The following is a 23,992-nucleotide window of genomic DNA, read 5'->3' on the forward strand; positions in this document are numbered from 1 at the left end:
AAAAGTCCTGATGAATATTGCTAAATCTAAGGTTTTCAGCCGTCGTTTGACGAGGTTTAAAGAGCTTTCATGACGATCGTGGCATATCGGTAAGGGGACAAATAGCAACTCGCCAACTCCTGCAAGTCTTCGAGGGTGATGGCTTGAATCCGTTGGGGATAGCTGACGGCAACCTCTGCCTGAGCGATCGTGTGGTAGTAGCCATACAGTCCGGCAAGCTGGCTGGGAGTCTCAGTTGAAAAGGCGTAGTCGTTACAGAGCAGGCGTTTGGCGCGGGCAAGCTCTCCTGCGGCGACGGGAGTGGTGATCAGTTCTGAAAGGCGATCGCAAATCAAGGCCTCAACTCGTTCTAGCTGGTCGGGATCAAGCCATGCAGTGATTGTAAAGATCCCGGATTCGCGCTGAAGTGTAAATCCACTGCTGATCCCTTGGACGAGTTGCCGTTCTTCACGCAGTTCTTGAACTAACCGGGACGATCGACTCTCCGCCAGCAAAACTGATAGCACCTCTAGCCCATAGGCATCTTGTAGCGGGTCTCGGTGTTCGGCTTCAGGAAATCGTTGCCAGGGCAAAGTTTCTACATCGGGTCGCAATGGAGGAGTCTTGATCCCCGGAGTCATCCACGCCATCATCAAACGGGCTTGCTCTAGTCGAGGCAGTCTGAGTTCTTGACGACGAATTCCAGTTAGAGGCGGCTCGGCTTCGAGACTGGATTGGGCACAGGTGAGCGGCATTTGGAAGGGATGAAAGGCGCGATCGACTTCCCGAATTGCCTCATCCTGCGAAACGTCTCCTACGATCACCACGGTCATGTTGTCAGGCTGGTAGTGGCTGCGATGAAACTGGCGCATTTCTGCGGGCGATCGCTCCATCAGTTTTTCTTCGGTGCCCAGAATCGATCGTCCGTAAGGATGTCGTTGATAAACACTTTCCATCAAGGCTTCAAAGGCGATGCAGTCTGGATTGTCGTAGGTTTGGCGAATTTCTTCTAACACGACATCGCGCTCTCGATCGAACTCGTCATCAGGGATCGCCGCATTCACCAGCAGATCGCCCAAGTGAGGTAACGTATCGCCCAGATGATGAGCAGCCGTGGTGATGAAATAGTGGGCGTAGTCGTAGCTGGTAGCTGCGTTGGTCATGCCGCCTCGATTTTCGATCGCGTGATCAAAGCTGCCGGGAGGTTGGCGATCGGTGCCCTTAAAAATCATGTGTTCGAGAAAGTGGGCCATGCCTGACCATTCGTCGGGTTCAACGATCGCGCCTGCTTTGACCCAGACATCAACCGCGACGACACCAGAAGGAACGTGTTGGTGAATCAGCGTTAATCCGCCCTCTAGCGTGAGAATGTTGGCTGGAAAGGGGGCTGTCGAGAACTGGGACGATCGGGGTAAGTTCAAGATTATTTTTGGGTGGGGTTGAGGGACAGTCCAAGCTGAGGAGAGGATTGGACAATCAAACAAGTCGGCTAATCATCAAAACTTTACCGACCCATCTACTCATCTTATTCATTCTTTAACCCATTCATCACACGATTTTGCAGCGTCTTTAGGCGTAATCTTGCGGGATTAGTTGTGAGTGTAAAGATTTCTAGACTTTCGTACAAAAATTCCCCTGCTGAGTTCAACAAGGGAAAGCAATTCTGTGAAGTTCACCGCAACGCCGTTTTACCTCAGTTTTTGACCTGGTGCGAGACCAGGTGGGAGCCGATCGCCCGACTTAAAGTTTCCGGATGCAAGTCCGGTCTACTGCCGCCAGACGGATTTAAGTTCCCTAATTGAAAAGCAAGATCATAAAACATTATTGGCAGTCACCAACGCCGCAGTTGAACCTCACTCATTCTAGCGGGAAAGGGGGAGTTTGGGGAGAGGGGGTTGAAGGAGGGATGAGGGATGAGGGATGAGGGATGAGGGATGAGGGATGAAATGTTTTAGGGGCTGTACCAGATGGATTCGATCGTCTTGGAAAGAGCGATTGCGTCTCCTCTCAAATCCTGGGAGGTGTTTAGTAGAACGGTGACGTGTCCTAGTTTTCGGCCGGGGCGCGATTCGGTTTTGCCGTACCAGTGGATGAAGGCGTTGGGAATTTGGGCGAGTTGTTGGCGCTTGGGGAGATAGTCGCTGTGGGAATTTTCGTAGCCTAAAAGATTGACCATGAGAGCGCCTGCACCCTTCATTTTGGGAGTTTCTAGCGGCAATCCGCAGACGGCTCGAAGCTGTTGCTCAAATTGGGAAGGGGCGCAAGCGTCGATCGTATAGTGCCCAGAGTTGTGAGTCCGGGGCGCGATTTCGTTGACTAAAACGTTTCCTTCAGATGTGAGAAATAGCTCAATTCCAAAAATACCGACGACTTGCAGGCTGTCTAAGAGCGTACGAGCGATCGCTTCCACTTCTTGAACAGTGGACGCAGGCAGATCGGCCGGGGCAATGACGCGACGGCAAACTTGATTTTCTTGCTGAGTCTCGACAACGGGATAGACGACGAGTTCTCCCGTGAGCGATCGGGCTGCCATCACGGCCAATTCCCGCTCAAAGGGCACAAATTCTTCAATTAGAAGCGGCTGATCCCCTAGTTTTTTGAGGGTGGCTTCTAGCTCGTCGAAGTTTCTGAGAATGAACGTGCCTTGACCGTCGTAACCGTGGCGGCGCGTTTTGAGAACGATCGGAAACTTAGAAATATTGGCGTTTGAGAAGTCGGAAAATTGAGGGGTGGGAAGGTGACGATCGCGCAAATAGCAGCGCTGATCGTACTTATCCAGGAGCGGTTTGAGAGACTCTAAACTGGGACGAAAGCAAGCCTTTTGAAGCTGAGAGAGTGCCGCTAAATCGACGAATTCGTTTTCAAAAGTGATGACTTCGCACTGTTGAGCGAGTTGAGCGGTGGCGGCGGCGTTCTCGATCGGGGCAAGGATGGTCTGAGCAGCGATCGACACAGCCGGATCGGTCTCTTCGGGAGTTTGAATGATTAACGCAACGCCCAACTTTTTGGCTGCGTCTGCCATCATCCAGGCTAACTGTCCGCCTCCAATCACGCCAACGGTTCGAGCAGGGTTAGCACTTTCTGAGTTCATCGCAACGACATTAACGGCAACCTAAAGATTCTCTCGTATTGACACCCGTTTTGGAATTTGTGCCTTGAGCAACCTGACAAAGTTCTCGAATTTGGGCACCGTCTAAAACAGCGTTGGTGAAGTCGGTTCCGTTAATGTTGATGTCTTTAAAGGTGGAGCGCAACAAAATTGCATCGGTCAAAATCGCATCACTCAAATTCGTGCGAGTAAACTTGACTTGATCCATGAATGCGTTGGTTAAGTCGGCTCCCTGTAAGTCGGTCATCGTCAACACAGAGGCACTTAACACGACCCCTTTCATATCAGCGTTGGCAAAATTGGTGCTTTCGAGATTGGCGTTAGAAAACTCCGCCGATCGCAACGTCTGCCCCGAAAAGTCTTTCCTCGCCAATTCCGCATTGCTGTAAGAAAGGGGTGGCGGATAGTCCAACGCTTGAGCCGGGAGCGAACAGAACCAGAGAATCAGCGCTAACAGAAAGGCAGCCGATCGCCAAAGCATCATAAGATTTCTCGATCGTGAATAAAGTCAGCTTACCTCACGAATGAAACCTTAAATCGACCCCTTGCGGGTAACTCGAAGAGATCGTGCCAAATGCCGAACGAGAACTCAGAAATGCCATCATCTCTCAATCAACCAAACCGTCTTTTCATCTCTCCTCGCGAAGCAGATTACTCCCAAAGGGGGAACAGATCATTGAAGTTCTCCCTCATCCCTTTTTCAACGACAACCCAACGATTCTCTCGTATCAACTCCTGTTTTTGAATTTGTGCCGCTGGCTGATTTGCAAAGCTCTTTGACCTGAAGGGCACTCAAGATTGCACCACTAAAGTCTGCGCCCGTCACGTTGGCATCGCGAAACTCCGTCCGCAGCAGCATAGCGTCGGTGAGAACGGCATCACTCAGATTCACGTTCAGAAGACGAACTTGATCCATCATGACCTGATTGAGATTTGCGCCCTGAAAGTTGGTTTCTCTAAGCGTTGAGGTGCTGAATACCGCTCCTTCAAGATTGCTGTTTGAGAAATTGGCTTTATCGAGATCAGCGCCCGGAAATTCTTCGGTTCGCAAATCTCTGCCTGAGAAATCTTTGTTTCCAGATGCGTCGCTGGCAAAGTCGAGGGATTTACCACTGGCCGCAGTCGAGGCGGCCGCATTTGCGGGAAGCGTCCCATTTAGGCAGAAAAGAACGGCAAGAACGATCGACAAAATCAAAGTTCGCAGCCGAGGCATCAACGGTGTGCAGATCATTGCTGAATGTTAAGAGAGTCCATTCTTAGTTTATGAGGAAGGGGCGCTTTGTTGGTCGCTGTCTTCTGTGTATTCTTGGTCTGCGTATTCCTGGTTTGACTGAGCGACGGAGATCGTCACGGCTCCAGATCCTTCAACTCGAAAGATTTTCTTGGGAATCAAGAGATCAGGGTTTCCACTTCCCAAAATGGCGGACGCTTCTGAGACGCTGGGCGTTTGTGATCTGCTCGCGACAATGGCTGAGGGATTGGGAACGGGAATCGATCGCAGCGCTTCGGCAGAAAAGTAACGCAAAGGGAGATGACGCTGACCGCAAAATTCCAGTAGTCCGGCTTCATTGGATTTGGTGTCGATCGTGGTCAAGGCGGCGATCGCCAACTCAGCTAAATGATTCGCTTGAAAAATCTCTCGAATTGCCTGGTCAATCAGCGCTGAAGAAACGCCCCGCTCACAGCCAACGCCCACCCACAACACTCTGGGATGCCACTGCACTTTGGGTAAACTTGACCCTGGAGCAAACCGCCGCTGAATCGGACTAATCCAAATTCGCGCTTTGGGCGTTGGGGGCTGATCTCGTTGGGTCGCGGTGTATTCAGGAAAGCCAAAATAGAACGAATGATCAGACGGTAATTCAGATTGCCACTGCGTTGAGCCTGCTTCTTGAATGACTTGAATGGGATCTTGGTTGGCGACCCCTGGCGGGTAACTCAAAGCGATTGCTTCCTTCACGCCTTCCCAATCTCCGCTGCCTTTTTGCCAGCCATACAATTCTGCAAATCGGTCGATTTCTAGCATGAGCGATCGTTCCAAATCTTACTTTTTGAAATTAGTACAACGAGAGGCTTGACAAACACTGAAAGGAGGTGTCATATTTCACGCATAGCGAAAGACATAAACGTTAAGCGCAAGGCTTGGGTTTCCGTCTCATGTGCAGCATCTCAAAGTTTCAGGTTAATGTGTAGCTCGTATTTTGGCTCAACATTTATCTAGCTAGAGATTCAGAAGGTCAAAATTTAGATGGATGCTGGTTCAGAATACTGGCTGTACATCAATTTGAAGCTCTGAGATACTGTTTTTGAGACGATAACCATCAAGGTTACTAAGTAATTCGATCGGGTTTCTCTCAGAGGATTCGATTTTGTGCCTGGGTCTCTCTTAGAGAATTCAGGTTGTGCCAAATAGATGTCCGACGCTTCTAACAAAATTATTAGGAGCTTTACGCATGATGAACATGCAAAATTTTGGCAATTCAACTCCCTCTTGCGCTTTGTACTGGGACTGGCAAAACGTCAGATGTACTGACAACGAAGCAGACTATTTGTTGAGTTAGCTGGCTTCGGTTATAGGTAGTGACAAGTAGTTTGAAGGTTATCGGCAAGGATTCAGGTTCAAATCGTCGAAAGTTATTGGTAATACACATTTAAGACTGTTTACAAACACTAAGTTACGAATAATTACGGGATCAGTCTGCGTATGGCAGGTTCATGAATACATACGCTAAAAGAAATAGAGACAATATTGCTGTTGGAGAGTTGTCAGGGCAAAATAGCAGTGCCGTTTTTGAACGATTTCAATAAATCCAAATCAGGAAGCGTGTATATGAATGGCAAACAAATTTTGAGAAGAATCTGTTCAGTTCTTCTAGCTTTCTTGCTGATCGTTTTTACTGTGGAACCTGCTATGGCTGGCTCTACAGTAGAGTTAACCTACCCTAAACCTGACCTTAAATCGTTCCACTCACAAGCTGTTAGCTTAGTGACAGAGAGAAAGAACATAGTGATCCACACGAAGTTCAGTAATTATGATAGTTTCCCAGATGATCTGAAGGATCTAATAGAACAAGATAGAACAGGGAATTTTAGAATCAATCCGGATGCTCAAGCAGTTAACCATGTTGGAAGTATTACCTTTTGGGCAGTTGCATTAGGAGCAACTTGTGGAGTGCTATCATTGCCCTTCGTTGAGTTTGGTGTTAATCCCATACAGACTTCAGCTTCGTGTGCTGGATTAGGGGCTGCTGGAGGGGAAGTTGCTGCTCTCTTCAAAGAATTCGCGAAACATAGCTATATCGTTACTATCAATAGGGGCGACGTATTTCTTAACGTAGTCTACAAGTAAGGACAGACCGTTTATCTGGGCGAGTTTGACTTTTCGTAGATGTTATTGAAGGGTTCTTTATTATGGCAGCAGAGGCGTTACAGGTGAAAAACCTGAGTAAGCGGTTTGGAGAAAAGCAAGCAGTCAATTCCCTAAATCTTTCAATTAGGAGAGGTGAGTGTTATGCCTTGTTAGGACGCAATGGTGCTGGAAAAACTACTACTCTACGTATGCTTGCAGGATTGCTTCAAGCTGATGATGGCGACACATTTATATTAGGAGAAAGTGTCAAACAATCTCCAGCTAAAGCAAAGAAGAATTTAGCTTATGTACCAGATGAGCCACTACTTTACGGTAAGTTGACCCCTCTAGAATACCTAGAGTTTGTTGCAGGTCTTTGGGGAATTCCAGCTAAAAAAGTAGCGGAAACAGCTAATCAATTGCTGGAAAATGTAGGGTTTTCAGGTGATGCCAATCAATTTTGTGAAGTCTTAAATAAAGGTGAAAGGCAAAAGGTTTCTATTGCTGGAGCATTTATTCACGAGCCTAAAGTCGTGATTCTAGACGAACCTCTTTCAGGTCTTGATGTTGTTTCTGTAAAAAAAGTCAAAGATAAACTAAAGCAGTATGTGGACAGTGGCAACACAGTTATTATAACCACTCATATTATGGAAATCGCCGAAAAAATGGCAGAGCGGATTGGGATTATTCACGATGGGCAGCTTATTGCTGAGGGAACCTTCGACGACTTGAAGAGCCAGAGTAACCAAGCGGGTGGCACTTTAGAATCCGTATTACTAGAGCTTACAAAGAATCAAACAGCTAACGAAAATTCCACAAACTAAGAGTAAGATTATGCAGACTGGCACTCTGAGTTGGTTGATTCAGCAGGAACTAAAACTATGGTGGCGCGAAACTGATAAAACCATAAAGTTCGTCATGATGTTCTTGGTACTCGTCGTTATCACTCTAGTAGTTGGTCAGTACTTTTTGCTAATTAGAAGTGAGCAGTTAGCTGTTGAATCCACTACTTCTTCAACGGTATTCTGGTCTACCCTTAGCGCTTGTTTTTTTGCTGGTTTCTATATCTTCACCCAAGCGATAAACCTGAGTATGATCGCAATTTCTCAGCGTGGAGAGCTTAACTTGTTGTTATCATCTCCACTTAATAGCCAGGTGATTTTTGCAAGTCGATTACTTGGTATCGCCTTTAAGCTTTTTTTACAGTGTTGCTTGTTTGTAATTCCTCTAAGCCTTCTAATTTTATTTTTTAGAATTCCCTTATTACTTGGTATTTATCCTACATTGATTAGCTTAACGTTAGCAGTTACTAGCTTTGCAATGCTACTATGCTTAAGTTTGGTTCGATGGTTAGGATTGAGAAAAGCTCAATCATCTGCTCAGTTTCTTAGGTATGCCTTCTTAATCGTATTTTTTCTTGTCCTCTTTCAAATCAATCGATTGTCGAACGCAGTGGCTCCTCATGAAATAATGATGCCGTTTTGGTTGTGGAGGCTATTTGACCATTGGGGTTTGTTAGATACTAGTAGTTGGATATGGTTTCCAGTTCGTGCAGTCTTTTTCGATCCGTCATCTCTTTTCTTCACTATTTTGGCAGGTTTAGGGCTATTTGGAGGAGTAGTTCTAACTATGCATCAGCCTTTTGTACAAGGCTTTCAGCAAGCCATTTCCTACAACTCCCAGAATCAACAGTACTCTCGGAATAAATCTTACAGCACCAGTTTCCACAATACTTTACTACTGAAAGAATGGCGCTTAATGTGGCGGGAAGAGAACTTCGCTTTAGAAGTTCTTTTACTAACTTTTTATTTTGCTATTGCTATACTAGTTGTCCAGCAGGGTGCATATTTTGATTACTTGGGAGATTCTTCTGCAAAATTAATTCCAGTAGCAACAGTCATCAGCGGCACTTTAGTAAATAAGTTTATTCATTTTTGTATCTCAAAAGAAGAGGCTCCTGATTTATTGAAAGCATCACCTTTCAATGGTTTAAGTTTACGAAAATTTAAGATTTTGGCGGCTTTAGTCCCTACCTATTTTCTGCTTGTCCCAATTTCTATTGTTCTAATGATGAACAAAGTTGACTTTCTCGACCTATTAACTATGGTTTTAGGAATAGCCTTATATTCAGTAGTTCTAGGCTTTTGGAGCGCTCACCCTGTCATTACGAATGATCCCTTTAAAGTCCGTAAAGTTCGTCAAAAGGATTTCTTGTTTAGAGTCTTAGAATTAATTCTATTGTTTGTTTGGGCTGCAATCTCTTACACTATTTCTCAAGGGAAATTAGACTGGACTTGCGTTTGTATAACTGTTGCATTGTTGATTGTTATCGTCTTTTACTTGCGAAGTCGTCAAATTGGCACTTCAACTCAGCTATTGTGAACTACATTACCCCTCTTATGTCACTCTAGAGGAAGTAAAACCGCCAAAAAACGATGTAACCCCTTTTCAGTCAGTGTTTTAGCATTCACAACTTGTTTCTATTCCTTCAAAAGAGTGGGAAATGAAGTGCGAATGCTAGATAGGTTGCTAGAGAAGTCTTTCGGCGTTTATAAGCTGATTTGGTTTACCCAGAGTGATTTAAGAGGGTTACAGCAGATTTCTACTTGGTGAAGTACAGTTGAGTTAGCAAAAAACTTCATCCTCTAGAAGTTTCAGCCATTTATTTTGTACTTCATCTATCTGCAAAGTGCTGTATGTCTTCGTTGGGGTTTAAGGTTAGATTGAAGTTGCAGCCAGCTAACAAGTCGTTGGAGCGGCGATTTGGAGGTTTTTCGCTTCGCTCTAGTTTTCTCGTCGCCGCTCAACTTGGTCGTTGGGCAGACATTGTATTTAACCTGAAGAGCAAAAAAGCTTACGCTTACTGGCGGCGTGAAAACGAGCAACGCGAAGAGTTCCTCTACAAAATTGGACTTGAGTGCGTCAACATCCCCTCACGTCAAAAGAACAGTGTGGATGACCAACTGATTCAAGATTGTAGAAGCCAAGCTTTGAATAATCCACAGATTGATGTTGTGATTCTTGTCTCTGGAGATAAAGATTTTGCACCATTAGTTCGTGACCTAAAAGCTAAAGGGAAATGGGTCATCATCATTGCTCAAGGCAACGTTAGTAAGAAACTACGTGAATTAGCTAACGAGTTTCGCTACGTGAGTGAGCTTTTCAAACAAGCTGCTTAATCAGGTAGAAAATCTACTCAAGAGAGAAGGGATTACAATGCACAAACTTCTGACATTTCACAATGAAAACCTGTTGCGTCATGCACTGACCCATCGTTCTTATATCAACGAAAATCCAGGGGAAATGCAGAATGAACGGCTGGAATTTTTGGGAGACGCAATCCTGACTTTCTTGAGTGGAGAATATCTGTATCGTCGCCATCCAGAAATGGGAGAAGACGAAATGACCCGACGACGATCGGCACTCGTTGACGAAAGACAATTAGCCAAATTTGCAATAGAAGTTGGCATCGATTTTAGAATGCGGTTGGGCAGAGGCACGATTCAAGACGGGGGCTATCAAAATCCAAATTTGTTGAGCAGTACCTTTGAGGCAGTTGTCGCTGCTTACTACTTGGATTGCGATCGAGATATTGAAAAAGTTCGCCCTTTGATCGAGCAATTTTTTGACTCAGTTCCTGAAGGAATCGTCGTGTCTCGCTCTAGCGTAGATTCTAAAAATCGACTTCAAGAAGTGGTACAAGCAAACATCAGTTCAACGCCACCTAAATATCACACAGAAAAAGCCGGAGGAATGGATCACAAACCAGAATTTATCTCTAAAGTTTTGGTCGGTGACAAAGTGTATGGAGAAGGCAAAGGCACCAGCAAAAAAGATGCTGAAAAACGAGCAGCCGAAGATGCACTTGCCAAACTCAAAAAACGAGGCTTGATTTGAGCGATCGAGATTAAGACGATCGCTCCTCCAAATCCCTCACAATAAAGAAGCCGCTTTTTGCTTGAGAAATCGCCATGACGCTCAAAGAACTTCAGGCACAGCTACTCTCGCTCAGTCCTTCCGAAAAAGCCGAAGCGATTCAGATCTTGACGCGCAGCCTCAGCAGCAATTGGCGCGGCATCACCAAAACGCCAGGAGTCTGTGGGGCGACGCTTGCATCGAAGGAACGCGCATTCCAGTCTGGGTGCTGGTAGAAGCGAGAAATCTGGGAATCAGCGAAATGGATCTTCTGAAAGACTATCCCACTATCTCTGCAACGGATCTAGCAAACGCCTGGGTCTATGCAGACGCGCATTCTGAGGAGATTGCAGCGACGATTCGAGAAAACGAGGAAGCGTGATTAGTGGCTGACCTCGATGCCGATGAGCAATTTCCTCAACGAGTGGTTGAAGGGCTACGATTTCTACAGCACAACGTACTCACCGTTCAAGAAGCAAACAATCGAGGACTGTCTGACGAGGAAGTTTTGAGCTTTGCCACGATGACTGGAAGAGCCGTTTTGACCCTCAATCCTCGTCACTTGATTCGATTGCATCAGGTGCAACCCGACCATGCTGGGATTGTGATTTGTCGAGACGAGTCCGATCGCGCAAGCATGGCAAATCGAATCAGTGAAGCGACCCCTTGCGGGTAACTCGAAGAGATCGCCCTTTCTGAACCTCTAAATGGCAAGTTAATTCGAGTTAATCGTCCTGGTTAATTGCACAAAAAAATCGCCCTCAAGTTTAAGCACTCAAGAGCGATCGGTCTTCAAGCCAAAATTTACAGATTCAAGGGAGATCTCTCTACATCTTTGCTCACTTGCAGAGCAGGTTTGTCAGCCGCTTGCAGCATCGGCGTTTGTGTCACCGAGTTGTTTGCCAGCGTAAACAGCGGATTGGAGAGAATGCCAGCCACCGTCGTCGCGATCAGCGTCATGATCAAACCGACTTGCAAAGGACGCATCCCCGGCAAATCCCAGCGAATCGCAGGATAGTTTTTCACCGATTCAGACATTTCCTGCGGCTCTTTGACGACCATCATCTTCACCACACGAATGTAGTAGTAGATCGAAATCACACTCGCTACCAAACCCAACAGTACCAACGGATACGCGCCCGCTTGCCAACCTGCCCAAAAGAGATACAGCTTACCAAAGAAGCCAGCCAGAGGCGGAATGCCACCCAGAGACAGGAGACAGACGCTGAGAGCCAACGTCAACAGCGGATCTTTCTGATACAAACCAGAGTATTCGCTGATCTGGTCAGTTCCCGTTCTCAACGTGAAGAGAATAATGCAGGTAAATGCGCCCAAGTTCATGAACAGATAGATCATCAGGTAGAAGATCATGCTGGCATATCCGGCATCGGTGCCAATCACCAGCCCAATCATGACGAAACCTGCTTGACCGATCGACGAATAGGCCAAAAGCCGCTTCATACTCGTTTGCGCCAGAGCGACCACGTTGCCCAACACCATACTCAAGAGAGCGAGAGTTGTCATGACCAGGTGCCACTGCTCCGTCACCAGCGGGAAGGCCGTCACAAGCAGCCGAATCGCCAGCGCAAATCCAGCCGCCTTTGACCCCACCGATAAGAAGGCAACCACGGGAGTCGGTGACCCCTCATACACATCTGGAGTCCACTGGTGAAAGGGAACGGCGGCAATTTTGAAAGCGATGCCCGCGATCGCAAATACCAGCGCAATCACCAGACCGATCGAGTTCTCTAAGCCCGCTGCCCCAATGCTGGTAGAGATGGCACTCAGACGAGTTTCTCCACCCGATAGCCCATACAGCAACGACGCACCATAGAGGAAAATCGCCGAACTCGATGCCCCAATCAGCAGATATTTGAGCGCAGCCTCATTCGATCGCGGGTCACGTTTGGTATAGCCCGTTAACAAATAAGAAGAAATACTGAGCGTTTCGAGCGAGACATAGACCGACACTAGCTCGTCTGAGCCAGAGAGGAACATGCCGCCCAAAACAGCCGTGAGCAAGATGGTGAGAAATTCTGCCAGAGCCGTGCCCGACTGCTCGACATAGCGAATCGACATCAAAATCGTCACAGCCGCCGAGAGCGCAATGATCCCCCGGAAGACCACACTCATGTTGTCGGCGTTAAACTCTCCAAAAAAAGAAATCGGGCTGGTGGAGTCCCAGCGCTGGTAGAGGGCGAAGACGGCGGACAGCAAGCCCCCGATCGCCACATAAGGAGTCCAACGGGCGGAGGCGGTGCGCCCCACAATCAAGTCACCCACGATCACCAACAGAATCGTGACGATGACGATTCCCTCTGGCAAGATCGTTCCCGCGTTTAACTGGGCTGCAAGAGTAGCAAAGTCCATAAAGCTGAGTCCGATTGAGCGGTTAACGAAAATTTAGGAACTCAACGCCTTAAAGACAAGAGAATCCTAAGTTAGTACAGATCTTTTACGGATTTTAACGTGCCCGGTACTCTAGATCCCGTTAATTTCTGCGATCCGTGCTCAAACCGAGATTGGTTCTCTGAGAAGCTGGCATCTAATTGAGTTTATGGATCTCGATGATGCATAGAGAAAGCACAAGGGACAAGAGAACGGTTTATCTTGGGTTGACGACTAGAAATTAAAACTTAACGTTGAGGAGAACCCCTCGTAAAGTTTACGTTTTTTGGAGAGAAAACCTGCGGTTGAGCGAGAAACCCGGCGCAGATAGTAGAGAGATCCGCCAAAAATCTTTGTGGTGAAATCTCCTGGGCTGTGGGTATGGTTATAAGTTAGGAGAGATAGGCTCTTCGATTGTGCGTTTTGTCAATTGTCGAAATCCCCTATAAAAATGGAGATTTAGCAATCTTTTTAGATTTGAGGCACAAAAAGCCTTTAACTTAGTTTCTACACTGGACTTACCAAATCCAAGATTCTGCAATCTATTCAGATTTGGTGTTATTGATGAGATACGTCATCCTGAAATCTCCCTCACTGATTTAACTGATTTAATCGCCTGCCCGATCGCTCTTTTCTCTGGAAGCTAACGAGACTCATGTCAACGCTTGTCATCGTCGAATCCCCCACTAAAGCCCGCACCATTCGCAACTATCTGCCTTCTAGCTATCGGGTAGAAGCGTCGATGGGGCACGTCCGCGATTTGCCTCAGTCTACTAGCGACGTTCCTGCCTCGATCACTGATAAGAAGGTCAGAGAGATGGGCGTGAATGTGGATGCGGACTTTGAGCCGATTTATCTAGTGCCCAAAGACAAAGCCAAAATTGTCAAAACCCTAAAGGATGCCCTTAAGGACGCGACGGAGTTGGTGCTGGCGACTGACGAAGACCGTGAAGGGGAAAGCATTAGCTGGCATCTGTTGCAGCTTCTCAAGCCCAAGGTGCCTGTCAAGCGCATGGTGTTTCACGAGATCACGCAAGAAGCGATCCGAGAAGCGATCAATAATTGTCGAGATATTGACGAAGGACTGGTCAGGGCGCAAGAGACGCGGCGCATCCTCGATCGCTTAGTTGGCTACACGCTTTCTCCCTTGCTCTGGAAGAAAGTTGCTTACGGGCTGTCTGCTGGGCGGGTGCAATCGGTTGCGGTGCGGCTGTTGGTGACTCGTGAACGGCAGCGTCGAGCCTTCCGCAAAGGGGCTTACTGGGATCTCAAAGCGCTGTTGGCGATCGGAGAATCCACCCATTCCGACAAGCCCGACAACCAGTTTGAAGCAAAGCTAACCACGCTGGCGGGACGCAAACTGGCCACAGGTGCCGACTTTGACGAAGCAACCGGACAAGTTGCCGCAGGTCGCAATGTCGTTTTGCTCAACGAAATCGAAGCCAGAGCGCTCCAAGAACGACTGACAGACAAAGCCTGGACGGTTGCGGATCTCGAAGAGCGCCCCGTCACGCGCAAACCTTCCCCGCCCTTCACAACCTCAACGCTGCAACAAGAATCAAACCGCAAGCTCAGTCTCTCGGCTCGTGACACAATGCGGACGGCGCAAAGTTTGTATGAGCAGGGCTACATTACCTACATGAGAACGGATTCAGTACATTTGTCGAGTCAGGCCGTTTCTGCTGCTCGTGAGTGTGTTGAGCAAATGTATGGTGCCAACTATCTCAGTCCTCAGCCACGTCAGTTCACGACCAAGAGCAAAGGCGCACAGGAGGCCCACGAGGCGATTCGTCCGGCAGGTAGTAGTTTCCGCACGCCTCAGCAGACTGGACTGAGTGGGCGAGAGTTTCAACTCTACGATCTGATCTGGAAGCGGACTGTGGCGACTCAAATGGCCGATGCTCGTCAGACCCAGATCTCGGTGCAGATTCAGGTAGAGGATGCTGGATTTCGCGCCAGCGGTAAGCGGATTGACTTTCCGGGCTTCTTTCGAGCATACGTTGAAGGCTCCGATGATCCCAATGCGGCGATCGAGAACCAGGAAATCATTCTCCCCGCCATGCGTGTCGGCGACCATCCCAACTGCCGCAGCCTGGACGCGATCGGCCACGAAACCCAACCCCCCGCCCGCTACACCGAAGCTTCCCTTGTCAAAATGCTCGAAAGTGAAGGCATTGGTCGTCCGAGTACCTACGCCAGCATTATCAGCACGATTATCGATCGCGGCTACGCTCAATTGGTCAGCAATGCGTTGATCCCCACGTTTACCGCCTTTGCTGTCACCTCTTTATTAGAGAAGCATTTCCCCGATCTGGTAGACACTAGCTTCACCGCCAAAATGGAGCGCACGCTGGATGATATTTCGACAGGTGAGGTGCAGTGGCTGCCCTATCTCAAGGAATTTTACCTGGGGGACGATGGATTGGAAACGCAGGTACGCGATCGCGAAAGTCAGATTGATCCCACCGAAGCCCGCACGGTTGAACTAGAACAACTCGCTGCCAAAGTTCGGATTGGTCGCTATGGGGCCTACATCGAAGTCGAGAACGGCGATGGGATGGTCAAAGCTTCCATTCCAAAAGATCTCACTCCCGCTGATCTTGATCCCGAACAGGTCGAAACGCTGCTCCGACAAAAGACAGAAGGCCCGGACAAACTCGGTTTTCATCCTGAGACGGGTGAACCAATCTACGTTCTGATCGGCGCGTATGGCCCTTACGTTCAGCTTGGCGACGCGACGGATGAAAATCCCAAACCCAAACGGGCTTCCTTACCCAAAGGCGTGACCACCGATACCGTCACTTTAGAGCAAGCAGTTGGGCTACTCGCGCTGCCCCGCAACTTGGGAATGCACCCCGACGGCGGCAAGGTTCAGGCAAGCTTGGGACGATTTGGCCCTTACATCGTGCATGACCAGGGCAAAGGCGTGAAGGAATACCGATCGCTCAAAGGGGATGATGATGTGTTGTCGATTAGCTTTGATCGCGCCTTAGCACTCCTAGCCGAACCCAAAGCCACCCGTGGTAAACGAGGCGCAGCCAAACCGTTGCGAGAACTCGGTGCCCACCCTGAAGACAATGAGCCTGTAAACATTTACGACGGGCCCTATGGAGCTTACATCAAGCATGGCAAGGTGAATGCCTCACTGCCAGAAGGTCAGACCGTCGAGGAAATCTCAATGGAGGTGGCGGTAGAAGCGCTCAATGCCAAAGCAGGCACCAAAGGCAAAAAATCTGGCACGACTAAATCAAAAGCCGCTACCTCCAAAACAACCGCATCCAAAAAGACCGCATCCAAAAAGACCGCAGACGACGATTCTGAAGTAGCTGAAAAGAAAACCACCAAGAAGGCAGCTACCAAGTCTACCGCCAAAAAAACAACCACTCGCAAGACTGCCGCAGCCGCCAAAAAAACGACCAGTACAACCCGCAAAAAGCTACAAACGGCTGAAGAGTAGAAGGTTCTGTCGAGGAGCGATCGTTCACATGGTCGTTTCCACTCAAATCGTGGTAAGCGCAAGACGGTTTCTATTTGCACTCTATTTGCAGAATTATGACAAAGCGCGATCGCTCGCCCGTTTGCAAATTCTCAAACACCTTCTGATTGCTCAAGCTCAACGACTCGTCGCTGGTTAGAAAGGTTTGCTAACGCGAAATGATTACTCTGCTGCAAATTGTTTTGCTGGTTCTAATTGCTGGCTCGATCGTCTTCTATGTTGCCTGCGCCCTGGTTGCCTATCAGTTTTTTACCGCTCCTAAATCGCTCACAACTTCCGTCCAAGATGCCGTGTCTCTGATGGTGCCAATCTGTGGTCTAGACGAGGCAGCCTGGGAAAACTGGTCAGCTTTTTGTAAACAAGATTATCCCTGCTATGAAGTGCTGTTTGGGGTGGTCGATTTGGATGATCCGGCTATTCCGATGCTTGAAAAGCTGGTCAACCTGTCTCCCGATCGCGTCCACCTTTTCACCGGACTCACTCCTCGTGGCATCAATCACAAAGACAGCACCCTCAGCTATCTGCTGGAAGAAGCGCAACATGAGGTGATTATCTTTGCAGACAGTGATATTCAGGTTAGACCCGACTACGTTCAGACGGTGACGGCTCCTCTTGCTGATCCAAAAGTGGGGCTTGTTACCTGTGCGTTTGTGGCTCACAATCCCGAATTCTTAGGATCGGCGCTGGCTGCTTTGGGGCGTTGCTGTGATTTTATTCCTAGTGCGCTGGTGGCTCAGAAGCTCGATCGCGGTCTAAAATTTGCCATCGGAGCCACGATCGCCACGCGCAAATCAACGCTGGCAGACTTTGGCGGACTCCATCTCGATCGCATTGGCTCAGACTACAACCTGGGTAAACGGGCCGCTCAAGCGGGATATCAAATCAAGCTCTCTGATTTGCTGCTGGAATCTGACACCGGGCGCGAGAGCATTGATCAACTGTTTCAGCGAGAGTTGCGCTGGTCAAGAACCATTCGCTTTAATCGGGGTGCTATTTACTACACGATCGTCTTTTGTTACGGTGTTGTCTTTTGCATTCCTCTACTTTTGCTGTCAGGGTTTGCAAACTGGGCGATCGCAGTGACTCTCTTTACGTTCGCCGTTCGCTACCTTCAAGCATTCATCGCTGCGTTGAATATGGGTTGTCCGAAGCTGGTGCGCTGGTTTTGGGCGTTGCCTTTGCGGGATAGTTTGAGTTTGGGTGTTTGGGCGATCGGCGCATTTGGGCGAGGCGTATATTGGCGCGGTCGCAAGTTAAAAATTGAAGGTGATGGCATTATTAAGCCCTGGGAGCAGTAGAGCATTCACCTCAAAGCAGATCGCTTTGGAAACTGCCAGTAGCGCTACATTTGCTCCTGCCAATACAGTTCTGCCAATACAGTTGAGCAATGCTGGAGGCTGCTTTGAATCGCTGCTGCTGGATTGTCTGAAGTGGAACGATCGTTCAGCCTACTCACAAAAAAAGATGAACTCTGGGTGGTATATTTGTAGATTATGAAATGATTGTGAAATAAGCACTGATGACTCAACCCGATCGCATTCCTTCTCTGCCAGAAGTGCATCGCACCATCAAGGTTCCCACTCAAGGTAAGTTCTGGCGCAAAATGTTTGCCTATGCGGGCCCAGGATATTTAGTTTCTGTGGGTTACATGGATCCTGGCAACTGGGCCACCGATTTGGCAGGTGGCGCTAAATTTGGCTATACCCTTTTGAGTGTCATCTTGGTTTCTAACTTGATGGCAATCTTGTTGCAAGCACTTTGCGTCAAACTAGGAGTCGCAACCGGACGGGACTTGGCGCAAGCTTGTCGAGACTACTTCAGTCCGCGTGTTAGCTTTTGCTTGTGGATTGTGTGTGAGATTGCAATTTCCGCTTGTGACTTAGCAGAATTAGTTGGAAGTGCGATCGCACTACAACTCTTGTTTGACATTCCACTAGCCGTAGGTGTCTGCATCACTGCTCTAGATATCTTTGTGGTGCTGTTCCTACAAAACAAGGGCTTTCGCTATATTGAAGCGCTAGTAATCGCGGTGATCATCGTGATTGGAGGGTGCTTTATTGCTGAACTAATCTTTGCTCGTCCTGATTTGGCAGGCGTTTTACAAGGTTATCTTCCTCAAGCAAAAGTGGTGCAAAATCCTGAAGCACTCTACATTGCGATCGGGATTTTAGGGGCAACGGTCATGCCACATAACCTTTATCTCCACTCTGCGATCGTTCAAACACGCGATTGGCAAGATACCTCAGAGAAAAAGCATGAAGCCATTAGATTTGGAACTATTGATTCAACCGTTGCGTTGTCAATTGCTTTATTTATCAACTCAGCGATTTTGATTTTGTCTGCTGCTAGCTTTCACTTCTCTGGTTATCAAGACGTGGCAGAAATCCAAGATGCTTACAAGCTTCTATCTCCCCTGCTTGGGGTTGGGACTGCCAGTGTGATTTTCGCGATCGCTTTGCTGGCATCCGGGCAAAACTCTACCTTAACTGCAACGATGGCTGGGCAGATTGTGATGGAAGGATTTCTCCAGATCCGTTTAAAGCCCTGGCTGCGTCGTTTACTGACTCGCCTGGTTGCGATCGTTCCAGCCCTTGTGACAATTATTTTCTTTGGTGAAGGAAGTACAACCAATTTGCTGATTCTGAGTCAAGTGATTCTGAGTTTTCAGCTTCCGTTTGCAGTCATTCCACTCATTATGTTTACCAGCGATCGTCGGCTAATGGGAGAGTTTGTCAATCCTCGCTGGCTCAAAGTAACCGCTTATGCAGTCGCAACTGTCATCGTTGGATTAAATGCTTGGTTATTGCTACAAACCTTCTCAGGGTGGCTTGTTTAGCATCATCAAACCTTGAAATAAAAGCTTTATCTCAAAACTCTAGTTGCATTGAAGACGGCTAACAATGCGACACCCACATCTGCAAATACAGCCTCCCACATGGTAGCAACACCAAAGATGCCTAGCGTAATGAACAGACCCTTCACAGACATTGCCATGATGATGTTTTGCCAAACAATTCGACGGGTCTTTCGAGCGATTTGAATCGCTTCTGCCACTTTAGAAGGGGCATCGGTCATCAAAACGACATCTGCCGTCTCGATCGCAGCATCTGAACCCAATCCACCCATTGCGATCCCGACATCGGCTCTAGCAATCACGGGCGCATCGTTAATCCCATCTCCGACAAAAGCAACTTTGCCATTTTGCCCAACTTTGCGGAGCAGGGCTTCAATTGCAGTCACCTTGTCTTCAGGTAATAATTCAGCATGATAAGCGCTTATATTCAGCGTTTCAGCGACTCGTTGAGCAACAGCTTGAGCATCTCCCGTCAGCATCACAATCGTTTTGACGTTGAGTGCTTTTAGAGATTGAACAGCACTTGCAGCATCCGACTTTAGCTGATCAGCGATCATCAGGTATCCGGCGTAGAGACGATCGACCGCTAAATGCACCACAGTTCCCTCTATCTGACAGGTATCATGGACAATATTTTCTCGATGCAGCAGTCGATCGTTGCCGACAATGACCAAACGGTTTTCGACTTTTGCTTGAATACCGCAGCCTGCAATCTCTGTGTAGTCAGAAATAATTGATTCATGAATCGGCTGGCTGTAGGCTTCTCGAATCGATTTAGCGATCGGGTGATTAGAGTGTGATTCTGCTGCTGCGGCTAGTCGTAGTAAATCGTCTTGATTGAAACCGTTGTAGGGCACAATCTGAGAAACTTTGAACACCCCCTCGGTCAACGTGCCAGTCTTGTCAAATGCGATCGCGGTGACAGCCGCTAACACATCTAAAAACGCTGATCCTTTGACCAAAATGCCTCGTTTGGCCGCTCCTCCAATCCCGCCAAAGTAGCCCAGGGGAATGCTGATCACGAGTCCACAGGGGCAAGAAATTACCAATAGCACCAAGGCTCGATAGACCCATTCTCTGGAAGTTGCACCTGAAATCAGCAAGGGAGGCAATAGCGCCACTGCCAGCGATAGAAATACAACAATGGGCGTGTAACGCTGGGCAAATTGAGTGATGAACTTCTGAGTTTCCGCTTTTTTGCTGCTGGCGTTTTCAACCAGGTTCAAAATCTTAGCAATGGAGGATTCCTCAAAGCGTTTTGTAACCTCTACAGTTAGAAGCCCAGTTTGATTGATCATTCCTGCCAGGATTACTCCTCCCTGGTGAATGGTTCGAGGAACGGACTCGCCCGTGAGCGCAGAAGTATCGACCTGCGACTTGCCTTCTAAAACTTCACCATCCAGTGGCACCTTTTCCCCTGGTTTGACCAGAATAGTATCGCCAACATTCACAGAGTCTGGGGGAACCGTTTGAACACCATGCTCAGTTTTAAGGTGGGCAGAGTCAGGGCGAACTTCTAAGAGCGATTTGATAGAGCGACGGGACTGACTCACCGCCATCTCCTGAAACAATTCTCCTACCTTAAAAAACAGCATCACGCCCACCGCTTCGGGTAGTTGATGAATGGCGATCGCCCCCAAAGTTGCCACCGTCATCAAAAAGTTCTCATCAAAAGCTCGCCCCTTGAGCAAATTACGTCCAGCACTCGTCAACACACTCCAACCGCTAATTAAATAGGCTGGGATGAATAGGGCATACTCGCCAATTGAGAAAAAGGTATTGTGTAGGGGGCTTTCAAAGACCATTCCTAGACTCAACAGAGCTATCACTACAACCAACGGCAATAGTTCTCGCTTTAAGTTGAAATCTGCGGCACCGTGGTCATGGTCATGATCGTGGTCATGGTCTTGAGGAGGTCGATCGTGATGATCGTCACGACAGCTACAGCAGCTTGAAGGTGAAGGTTTCATAAGCTGATTGGGACTAGAGAAATATTGGTTCTGATTATAGTCAATTAAAGTAACATCTGAACATATATTCATAGATTCAGAATGATAATCATTGTGAGGCTTCAAGGGAAGTGCTTTGCTGTTGAGGTAGAAGCGACGGTTCAAACTGGACTCAAGCCTCTAAATTTGACTTCATGACCTCAATTCACGATCGCTCAAAACCCTACTGTAAGCCTTCAAAAGATAGTTTGGATTACGAACTGTAATGGAATAGCCCAGGTAAATGAGCATCGCTGAGGCAACCATAATCGGGACGGCCAGAGGAAAGAAAAGGGCATGACGCGGGTCGTTCACAAATAATTTGCTAATGCGATCGCTAAAAATCTGAATTTTCCCCTGACTCGACATAGCGGGATCGTTGACTTTTTGAAATCCTCGCGCTCTGAGAATTCGTTTTTGCCAATAGTAATCATGCCCAATCAGCAAAAATCGCCAAAAGAAATGAGATAGCCCGTTGGGAGGGGCGTGGGTCGCTCGTGCTTGGGGCTGTCGCCAGATGGTGTAAGCCTTCTCAGATAGCTCCTGAGCGTGAATGACACAGTTGCCTCGATAAAGTGGCAGATCGGTGGGGATGGGGTTGGCTAAGAGAAACGATCGCCGAAACGCCACGTTATTCAAAAAGTACTGAGAACTGGGGATCAGGGTTTTCTGACCGGAATATTGCGGAAAAATGTAAGTCATAGACATCGCTGTCGCATAAGGGCCAAAGCCGCGAGTGGTGGTTTCTCCAGCGATGATTTGGGGGGCAGAGGCGTGAGAAAAACTGGTGAGCATTGTTCTCAACCAAGTTGGCTCGTAGATGCAGTCTGAGTCGTAGTAAACAATGATGTCGCCTGTTGCCAGCGTTGCCCCTAGCATTTTGGAGCCATAGTAGCCCGTCCCTGGAGGTGCCTCGTGAACCTTGATCCAGGCATATTGTTGACACAAACGATCGAGCAACTCAGTTGGCGTATCTCCACTGTCGATCAGCAACACCTCATTGGCACAGGTCGGGGGCGGATCTTGTTGCGCTAAAGATTCGATCGACTTCACCAATCCATTGAAATCCGCATTTGCCAAATTCTCAGTTTCGAGAATGATCGAAAAACTCAACCCCTCAACCGTTTTTACATCCCACTGACGCGCCTCACCCCTCACCCCGCACACCTCACTTTATCGACGAAACTTTTGCGAATAAAACGACGCGGATTCTTCTCCGATCGCACACTCCTGCGTAAACTGAATCAGATGATGGGCCACCAATCCGATGTGAATCACCTGTTCGATTTGTCCTTTTTGTAGCGCAGGTTTGGCCATTTTCCAGAACGTTTTGCGATAGTTGCCCAACACGCCCACCCGCAGCAAAATCTTGCTCAACATCGTCAAACCCTTGAGGATATTCGCTTTTGACACCCGCGCTGGACTGTTGGGCACCTGAATGCGATTGGGATAGGTGTGTTCGCACTGATAAGCAAATCGCTCAAATAAAAATTCGGGATCGTAAGCCTCAGTGATGCACCGCCGCCACATTTCGATGACTCGATCGTAAGGCATCAAAAACGCCACATTCGATTCTCGTCCCTCGTCCAAAATCAGTCGTCCTTCTGCCTCAAGCCGTCGCCAGAGAGGAGTCTTGGGCAACGCATACAGCAGATTGATCGTCAACATGGGAATCTGAGAAAGCCGGATAAATTCTAGAATGCGATCGCCCGTTTCTGGCGTGTCGGTATCCAATCCCAAAATAATCCCAGAAACCACCTCCATGCCGTATCGATTTAACGTTTTCACCGCCTCGACGATCGGCATACTCAAATTCTGGTCTTTAGAAATCGACTTCAGCGCTTGCGGCTCTGGCGTTTCGATCCCACAAAAAACGGTGCAAAAATACGCTTCCCGCATCATTTCCAGCAGTTTTGGACTCTGGGCCAGATTGAGCGTCGCTTCACAGGCAAACTGTACAGGATAGCCATTTTGTTTTTGCCAGTCGATCAGATGGGGTAACAGATTCATCACGGCGCGGCGATCGCCCACAAAGTTGTCATCCACAAAATACACAGCCCCCGGATTGCCCACCTTGAGCATGGCATCTAGCTCACGCATCACTTGTTCTGGCGTTTTCATTCGAGGATTGCGCCCGTAGAGTTCGGGAATGTCGCAAAACTCACAGCGGTAAGGGCACCCACTCGAAAACTGAATGTTGGTCAAAAAATAGCGATTTAATTCTAGCTTGTCGTAGGCGGGAACCGGAAAATCACTCAAGGGCAGCCGATTCTGCGTCTCAAATCGAAGCTGCTGATCGGGACGTTCAATCCTCTGATCCAGCCATTTGATCAACCGATCGGTGGCATCTCCCAATTCGCCAATGTGCAAAATATCAAAGTCAGGATAATACTCTGGACAGCCTGAAACCGATGGCCCGCCCACGATCGTCAGCTTTCCTGCCTGATGCGCCAGTTGATTAATTCGATTAATTTGAGGACGCTGAATGTGCATTCCACTTACGATCACAACATCAGCCCACTGATAATCGCTGGGAGTTGTTGCTCGCACATTTTCGTCCACAAATCGCACGTCCCACGCTTGGGGTAAATAAGCGGCCACAATCAACAGACCCTGCGGCGGCATAAAGGCTCGCACATTCCGCATCAAGGGGTAGGCGTGGTGTAGTGTGCCAAATGATCGACTGTATTCAGGAAATACACACAGAACTTTGCGATGGTTTTGTGGCGTATAAAACTTTTGTCTGGACTCAAAAGAATGGTTAGAAGTCGTCTCTTGGGAAGATGCAAGCAAACCTGTCATTTCGGTTCCTTCTCACACAACAAAGAAGAGGGCTTAGAGGTTTTGGTCAACCTACCCAATTATGAAATGAACTCCCTTGTTACGCCAGACGCGATCGCCCATTCAATTCCTG

At 48.1% G+C, this 23,992-nt stretch carries 21 protein-coding genes and 1 other RNA gene; 12 read left to right on the plus strand and 10 right to left on the minus strand.

Annotation, left to right across the window (positions count from 1 at the left end):
- Nucleotides 1-56 precede the first annotated feature (56 nt).
- From ACKFKF_RS04950 to ACKFKF_RS04975, 6 genes are all read right to left on the minus strand, one after another.
- Nucleotides 57-1,400 carry a M16 family metallopeptidase gene (locus ACKFKF_RS04950; protein WP_446866672.1) on the minus strand — a complete coding sequence of 448 codons (1,344 nt, stop codon included), beginning with the start codon at nt 1,398-1,400 and terminating at the stop codon, nt 57-59.
- 247 nt (nt 1,401-1,647) lie between these two features.
- A non-coding RNA gene (ssrS, locus tag ACKFKF_RS04955) (6S RNA) lies at nt 1,648-1,831 on the minus strand.
- Nucleotides 1,832-1,930: 99 nt separating this feature from the next.
- A complete protein-coding gene (locus ACKFKF_RS04960) occupies nt 1,931-3,070 on the minus strand; it encodes a 5-(carboxyamino)imidazole ribonucleotide synthase (RefSeq protein WP_446866673.1) in 1,140 nt (379 codons plus the stop codon).
- Between the two features lie 10 nt (nt 3,071-3,080).
- Nucleotides 3,081-3,572 (minus strand): pentapeptide repeat-containing protein, encoded by a 492-nt coding sequence (locus ACKFKF_RS04965; protein ID WP_446859027.1) that lies wholly within the window; start codon nt 3,570-3,572, stop codon nt 3,081-3,083.
- A gap of 216 nt (nt 3,573-3,788) precedes the next feature.
- Entirely contained in the window at nt 3,789-4,319 is a 531-nt protein-coding gene (locus ACKFKF_RS04970; RefSeq protein WP_446866675.1) for a pentapeptide repeat-containing protein, read from the minus strand.
- A 30-nt stretch (nt 4,320-4,349) separates the two neighbouring features.
- Nucleotides 4,350-5,114 (minus strand): cobalamin biosynthesis protein, encoded by a 765-nt coding sequence (locus ACKFKF_RS04975; RefSeq protein WP_446866676.1) that lies wholly within the window; start codon nt 5,112-5,114, stop codon nt 4,350-4,352.
- Between the two features lie 804 nt (nt 5,115-5,918).
- On the opposite strand from ACKFKF_RS04975, the gene ACKFKF_RS04980 reads away from it, so the two are divergent.
- The 8 genes from ACKFKF_RS04980 to ACKFKF_RS05015 all read left to right on the plus strand — a co-directional run bounded on the left by ACKFKF_RS04980 (nt 5,919) and on the right by ACKFKF_RS05015 (nt 11,028).
- Nucleotides 5,919-6,437 (plus strand): hypothetical protein, encoded by a 519-nt coding sequence (locus ACKFKF_RS04980; RefSeq protein WP_446866677.1) that lies wholly within the window; start codon nt 5,919-5,921, stop codon nt 6,435-6,437.
- A 62-nt stretch (nt 6,438-6,499) separates the two neighbouring features.
- Entirely contained in the window at nt 6,500-7,261 is a 762-nt protein-coding gene (locus ACKFKF_RS04985) for an ABC transporter ATP-binding protein (protein ID WP_446866678.1), read from the plus strand.
- Between the two features lie 10 nt (nt 7,262-7,271).
- Nucleotides 7,272-8,819: a hypothetical protein gene (locus ACKFKF_RS04990; protein WP_446866679.1), complete on the plus strand. Its 1,548-nt coding sequence runs from the start codon at nt 7,272-7,274 to the stop codon at nt 8,817-8,819.
- Between the two features lie 368 nt (nt 8,820-9,187).
- Nucleotides 9,188-9,616 carry an NYN domain-containing protein gene (locus ACKFKF_RS04995; protein ID WP_446866680.1) on the plus strand — a complete coding sequence of 143 codons (429 nt, stop codon included), beginning with the start codon at nt 9,188-9,190 and terminating at the stop codon, nt 9,614-9,616.
- 37 nt (nt 9,617-9,653) lie between these two features.
- Entirely contained in the window at nt 9,654-10,334 is a 681-nt protein-coding gene (rnc, locus tag ACKFKF_RS05000; RefSeq protein WP_446866681.1) for a ribonuclease III, read from the plus strand.
- Between the two features lie 74 nt (nt 10,335-10,408).
- Entirely contained in the window at nt 10,409-10,588 is a 180-nt protein-coding gene (locus tag ACKFKF_RS05005) for a hypothetical protein (protein WP_446866682.1), read from the plus strand.
- Complete coding sequence (locus ACKFKF_RS05010; RefSeq protein ID WP_446866683.1) at nt 10,579-10,734, plus strand: DUF433 domain-containing protein; 156 nt, start codon at nt 10,579-10,581, stop codon at nt 10,732-10,734. The genes ACKFKF_RS05005 and ACKFKF_RS05010 overlap by 10 nt, the downstream gene beginning before the upstream one ends.
- Before the next feature lie 3 nt (nt 10,735-10,737).
- On the plus strand, nt 10,738-11,028 hold the full coding sequence (locus tag ACKFKF_RS05015) for a DUF5615 family PIN-like protein (protein WP_446866685.1): 291 nt from the start codon (nt 10,738-10,740) through the stop codon (nt 11,026-11,028).
- A 128-nt stretch (nt 11,029-11,156) separates the two neighbouring features.
- Here the strand turns inward: ACKFKF_RS05015 and ACKFKF_RS05020 are convergent, their stop codons facing one another.
- Nucleotides 11,157-12,722: an NAD(P)H-quinone oxidoreductase subunit N gene (locus ACKFKF_RS05020; protein ID WP_446859020.1), complete on the minus strand. Its 1,566-nt coding sequence runs from the start codon at nt 12,720-12,722 to the stop codon at nt 11,157-11,159.
- A 673-nt stretch (nt 12,723-13,395) separates the two neighbouring features.
- Between ACKFKF_RS05020 and topA the strand changes: the two genes are divergently transcribed.
- The 4 genes from topA (at nt 13,396) to ACKFKF_RS05040 (ending at nt 19,072) form a co-directional block, all read left to right on the plus strand.
- Complete coding sequence (gene topA / locus ACKFKF_RS05025; RefSeq protein ID WP_446866686.1) at nt 13,396-16,197, plus strand: type I DNA topoisomerase; 2,802 nt, start codon at nt 13,396-13,398, stop codon at nt 16,195-16,197.
- A 28-nt stretch (nt 16,198-16,225) separates the two neighbouring features.
- Complete coding sequence (locus ACKFKF_RS05030; RefSeq protein WP_446866687.1) at nt 16,226-16,375, plus strand: hypothetical protein; 150 nt, start codon at nt 16,226-16,228, stop codon at nt 16,373-16,375.
- 19 nt (nt 16,376-16,394) lie between these two features.
- On the plus strand, nt 16,395-17,534 hold the full coding sequence (locus ACKFKF_RS05035; RefSeq protein ID WP_446866688.1) for a glycosyltransferase: 1,140 nt from the start codon (nt 16,395-16,397) through the stop codon (nt 17,532-17,534).
- Nucleotides 17,535-17,755: 221 nt separating this feature from the next.
- Nucleotides 17,756-19,072, plus strand: a complete 1,317-nt coding sequence (locus ACKFKF_RS05040) for an Nramp family divalent metal transporter (RefSeq protein WP_446866689.1) — start codon at nt 17,756-17,758, stop codon at nt 19,070-19,072.
- A gap of 26 nt (nt 19,073-19,098) precedes the next feature.
- Here ACKFKF_RS05040 and ACKFKF_RS05045 read toward each other — a convergent pair whose 3' ends face one another.
- From ACKFKF_RS05045 to ACKFKF_RS05055, 3 genes are all read right to left on the minus strand, one after another.
- On the minus strand, nt 19,099-21,060 hold the full coding sequence (locus ACKFKF_RS05045; protein WP_446866690.1) for a heavy metal translocating P-type ATPase: 1,962 nt from the start codon (nt 21,058-21,060) through the stop codon (nt 19,099-19,101).
- 171 nt (nt 21,061-21,231) lie between these two features.
- Complete coding sequence (locus tag ACKFKF_RS05050; protein WP_446866691.1) at nt 21,232-22,236, minus strand: glycosyltransferase family 2 protein; 1,005 nt, start codon at nt 22,234-22,236, stop codon at nt 21,232-21,234.
- 15 nt (nt 22,237-22,251) lie between these two features.
- Nucleotides 22,252-23,880: a B12-binding domain-containing radical SAM protein gene (locus ACKFKF_RS05055; RefSeq protein WP_446866692.1), complete on the minus strand. Its 1,629-nt coding sequence runs from the start codon at nt 23,878-23,880 to the stop codon at nt 22,252-22,254.
- Between the last annotated feature and the right edge of the window lie 112 nt (nt 23,881-23,992).

It is taken from the genome of Phormidesmis sp. 146-12 (assembly GCF_052939495.1).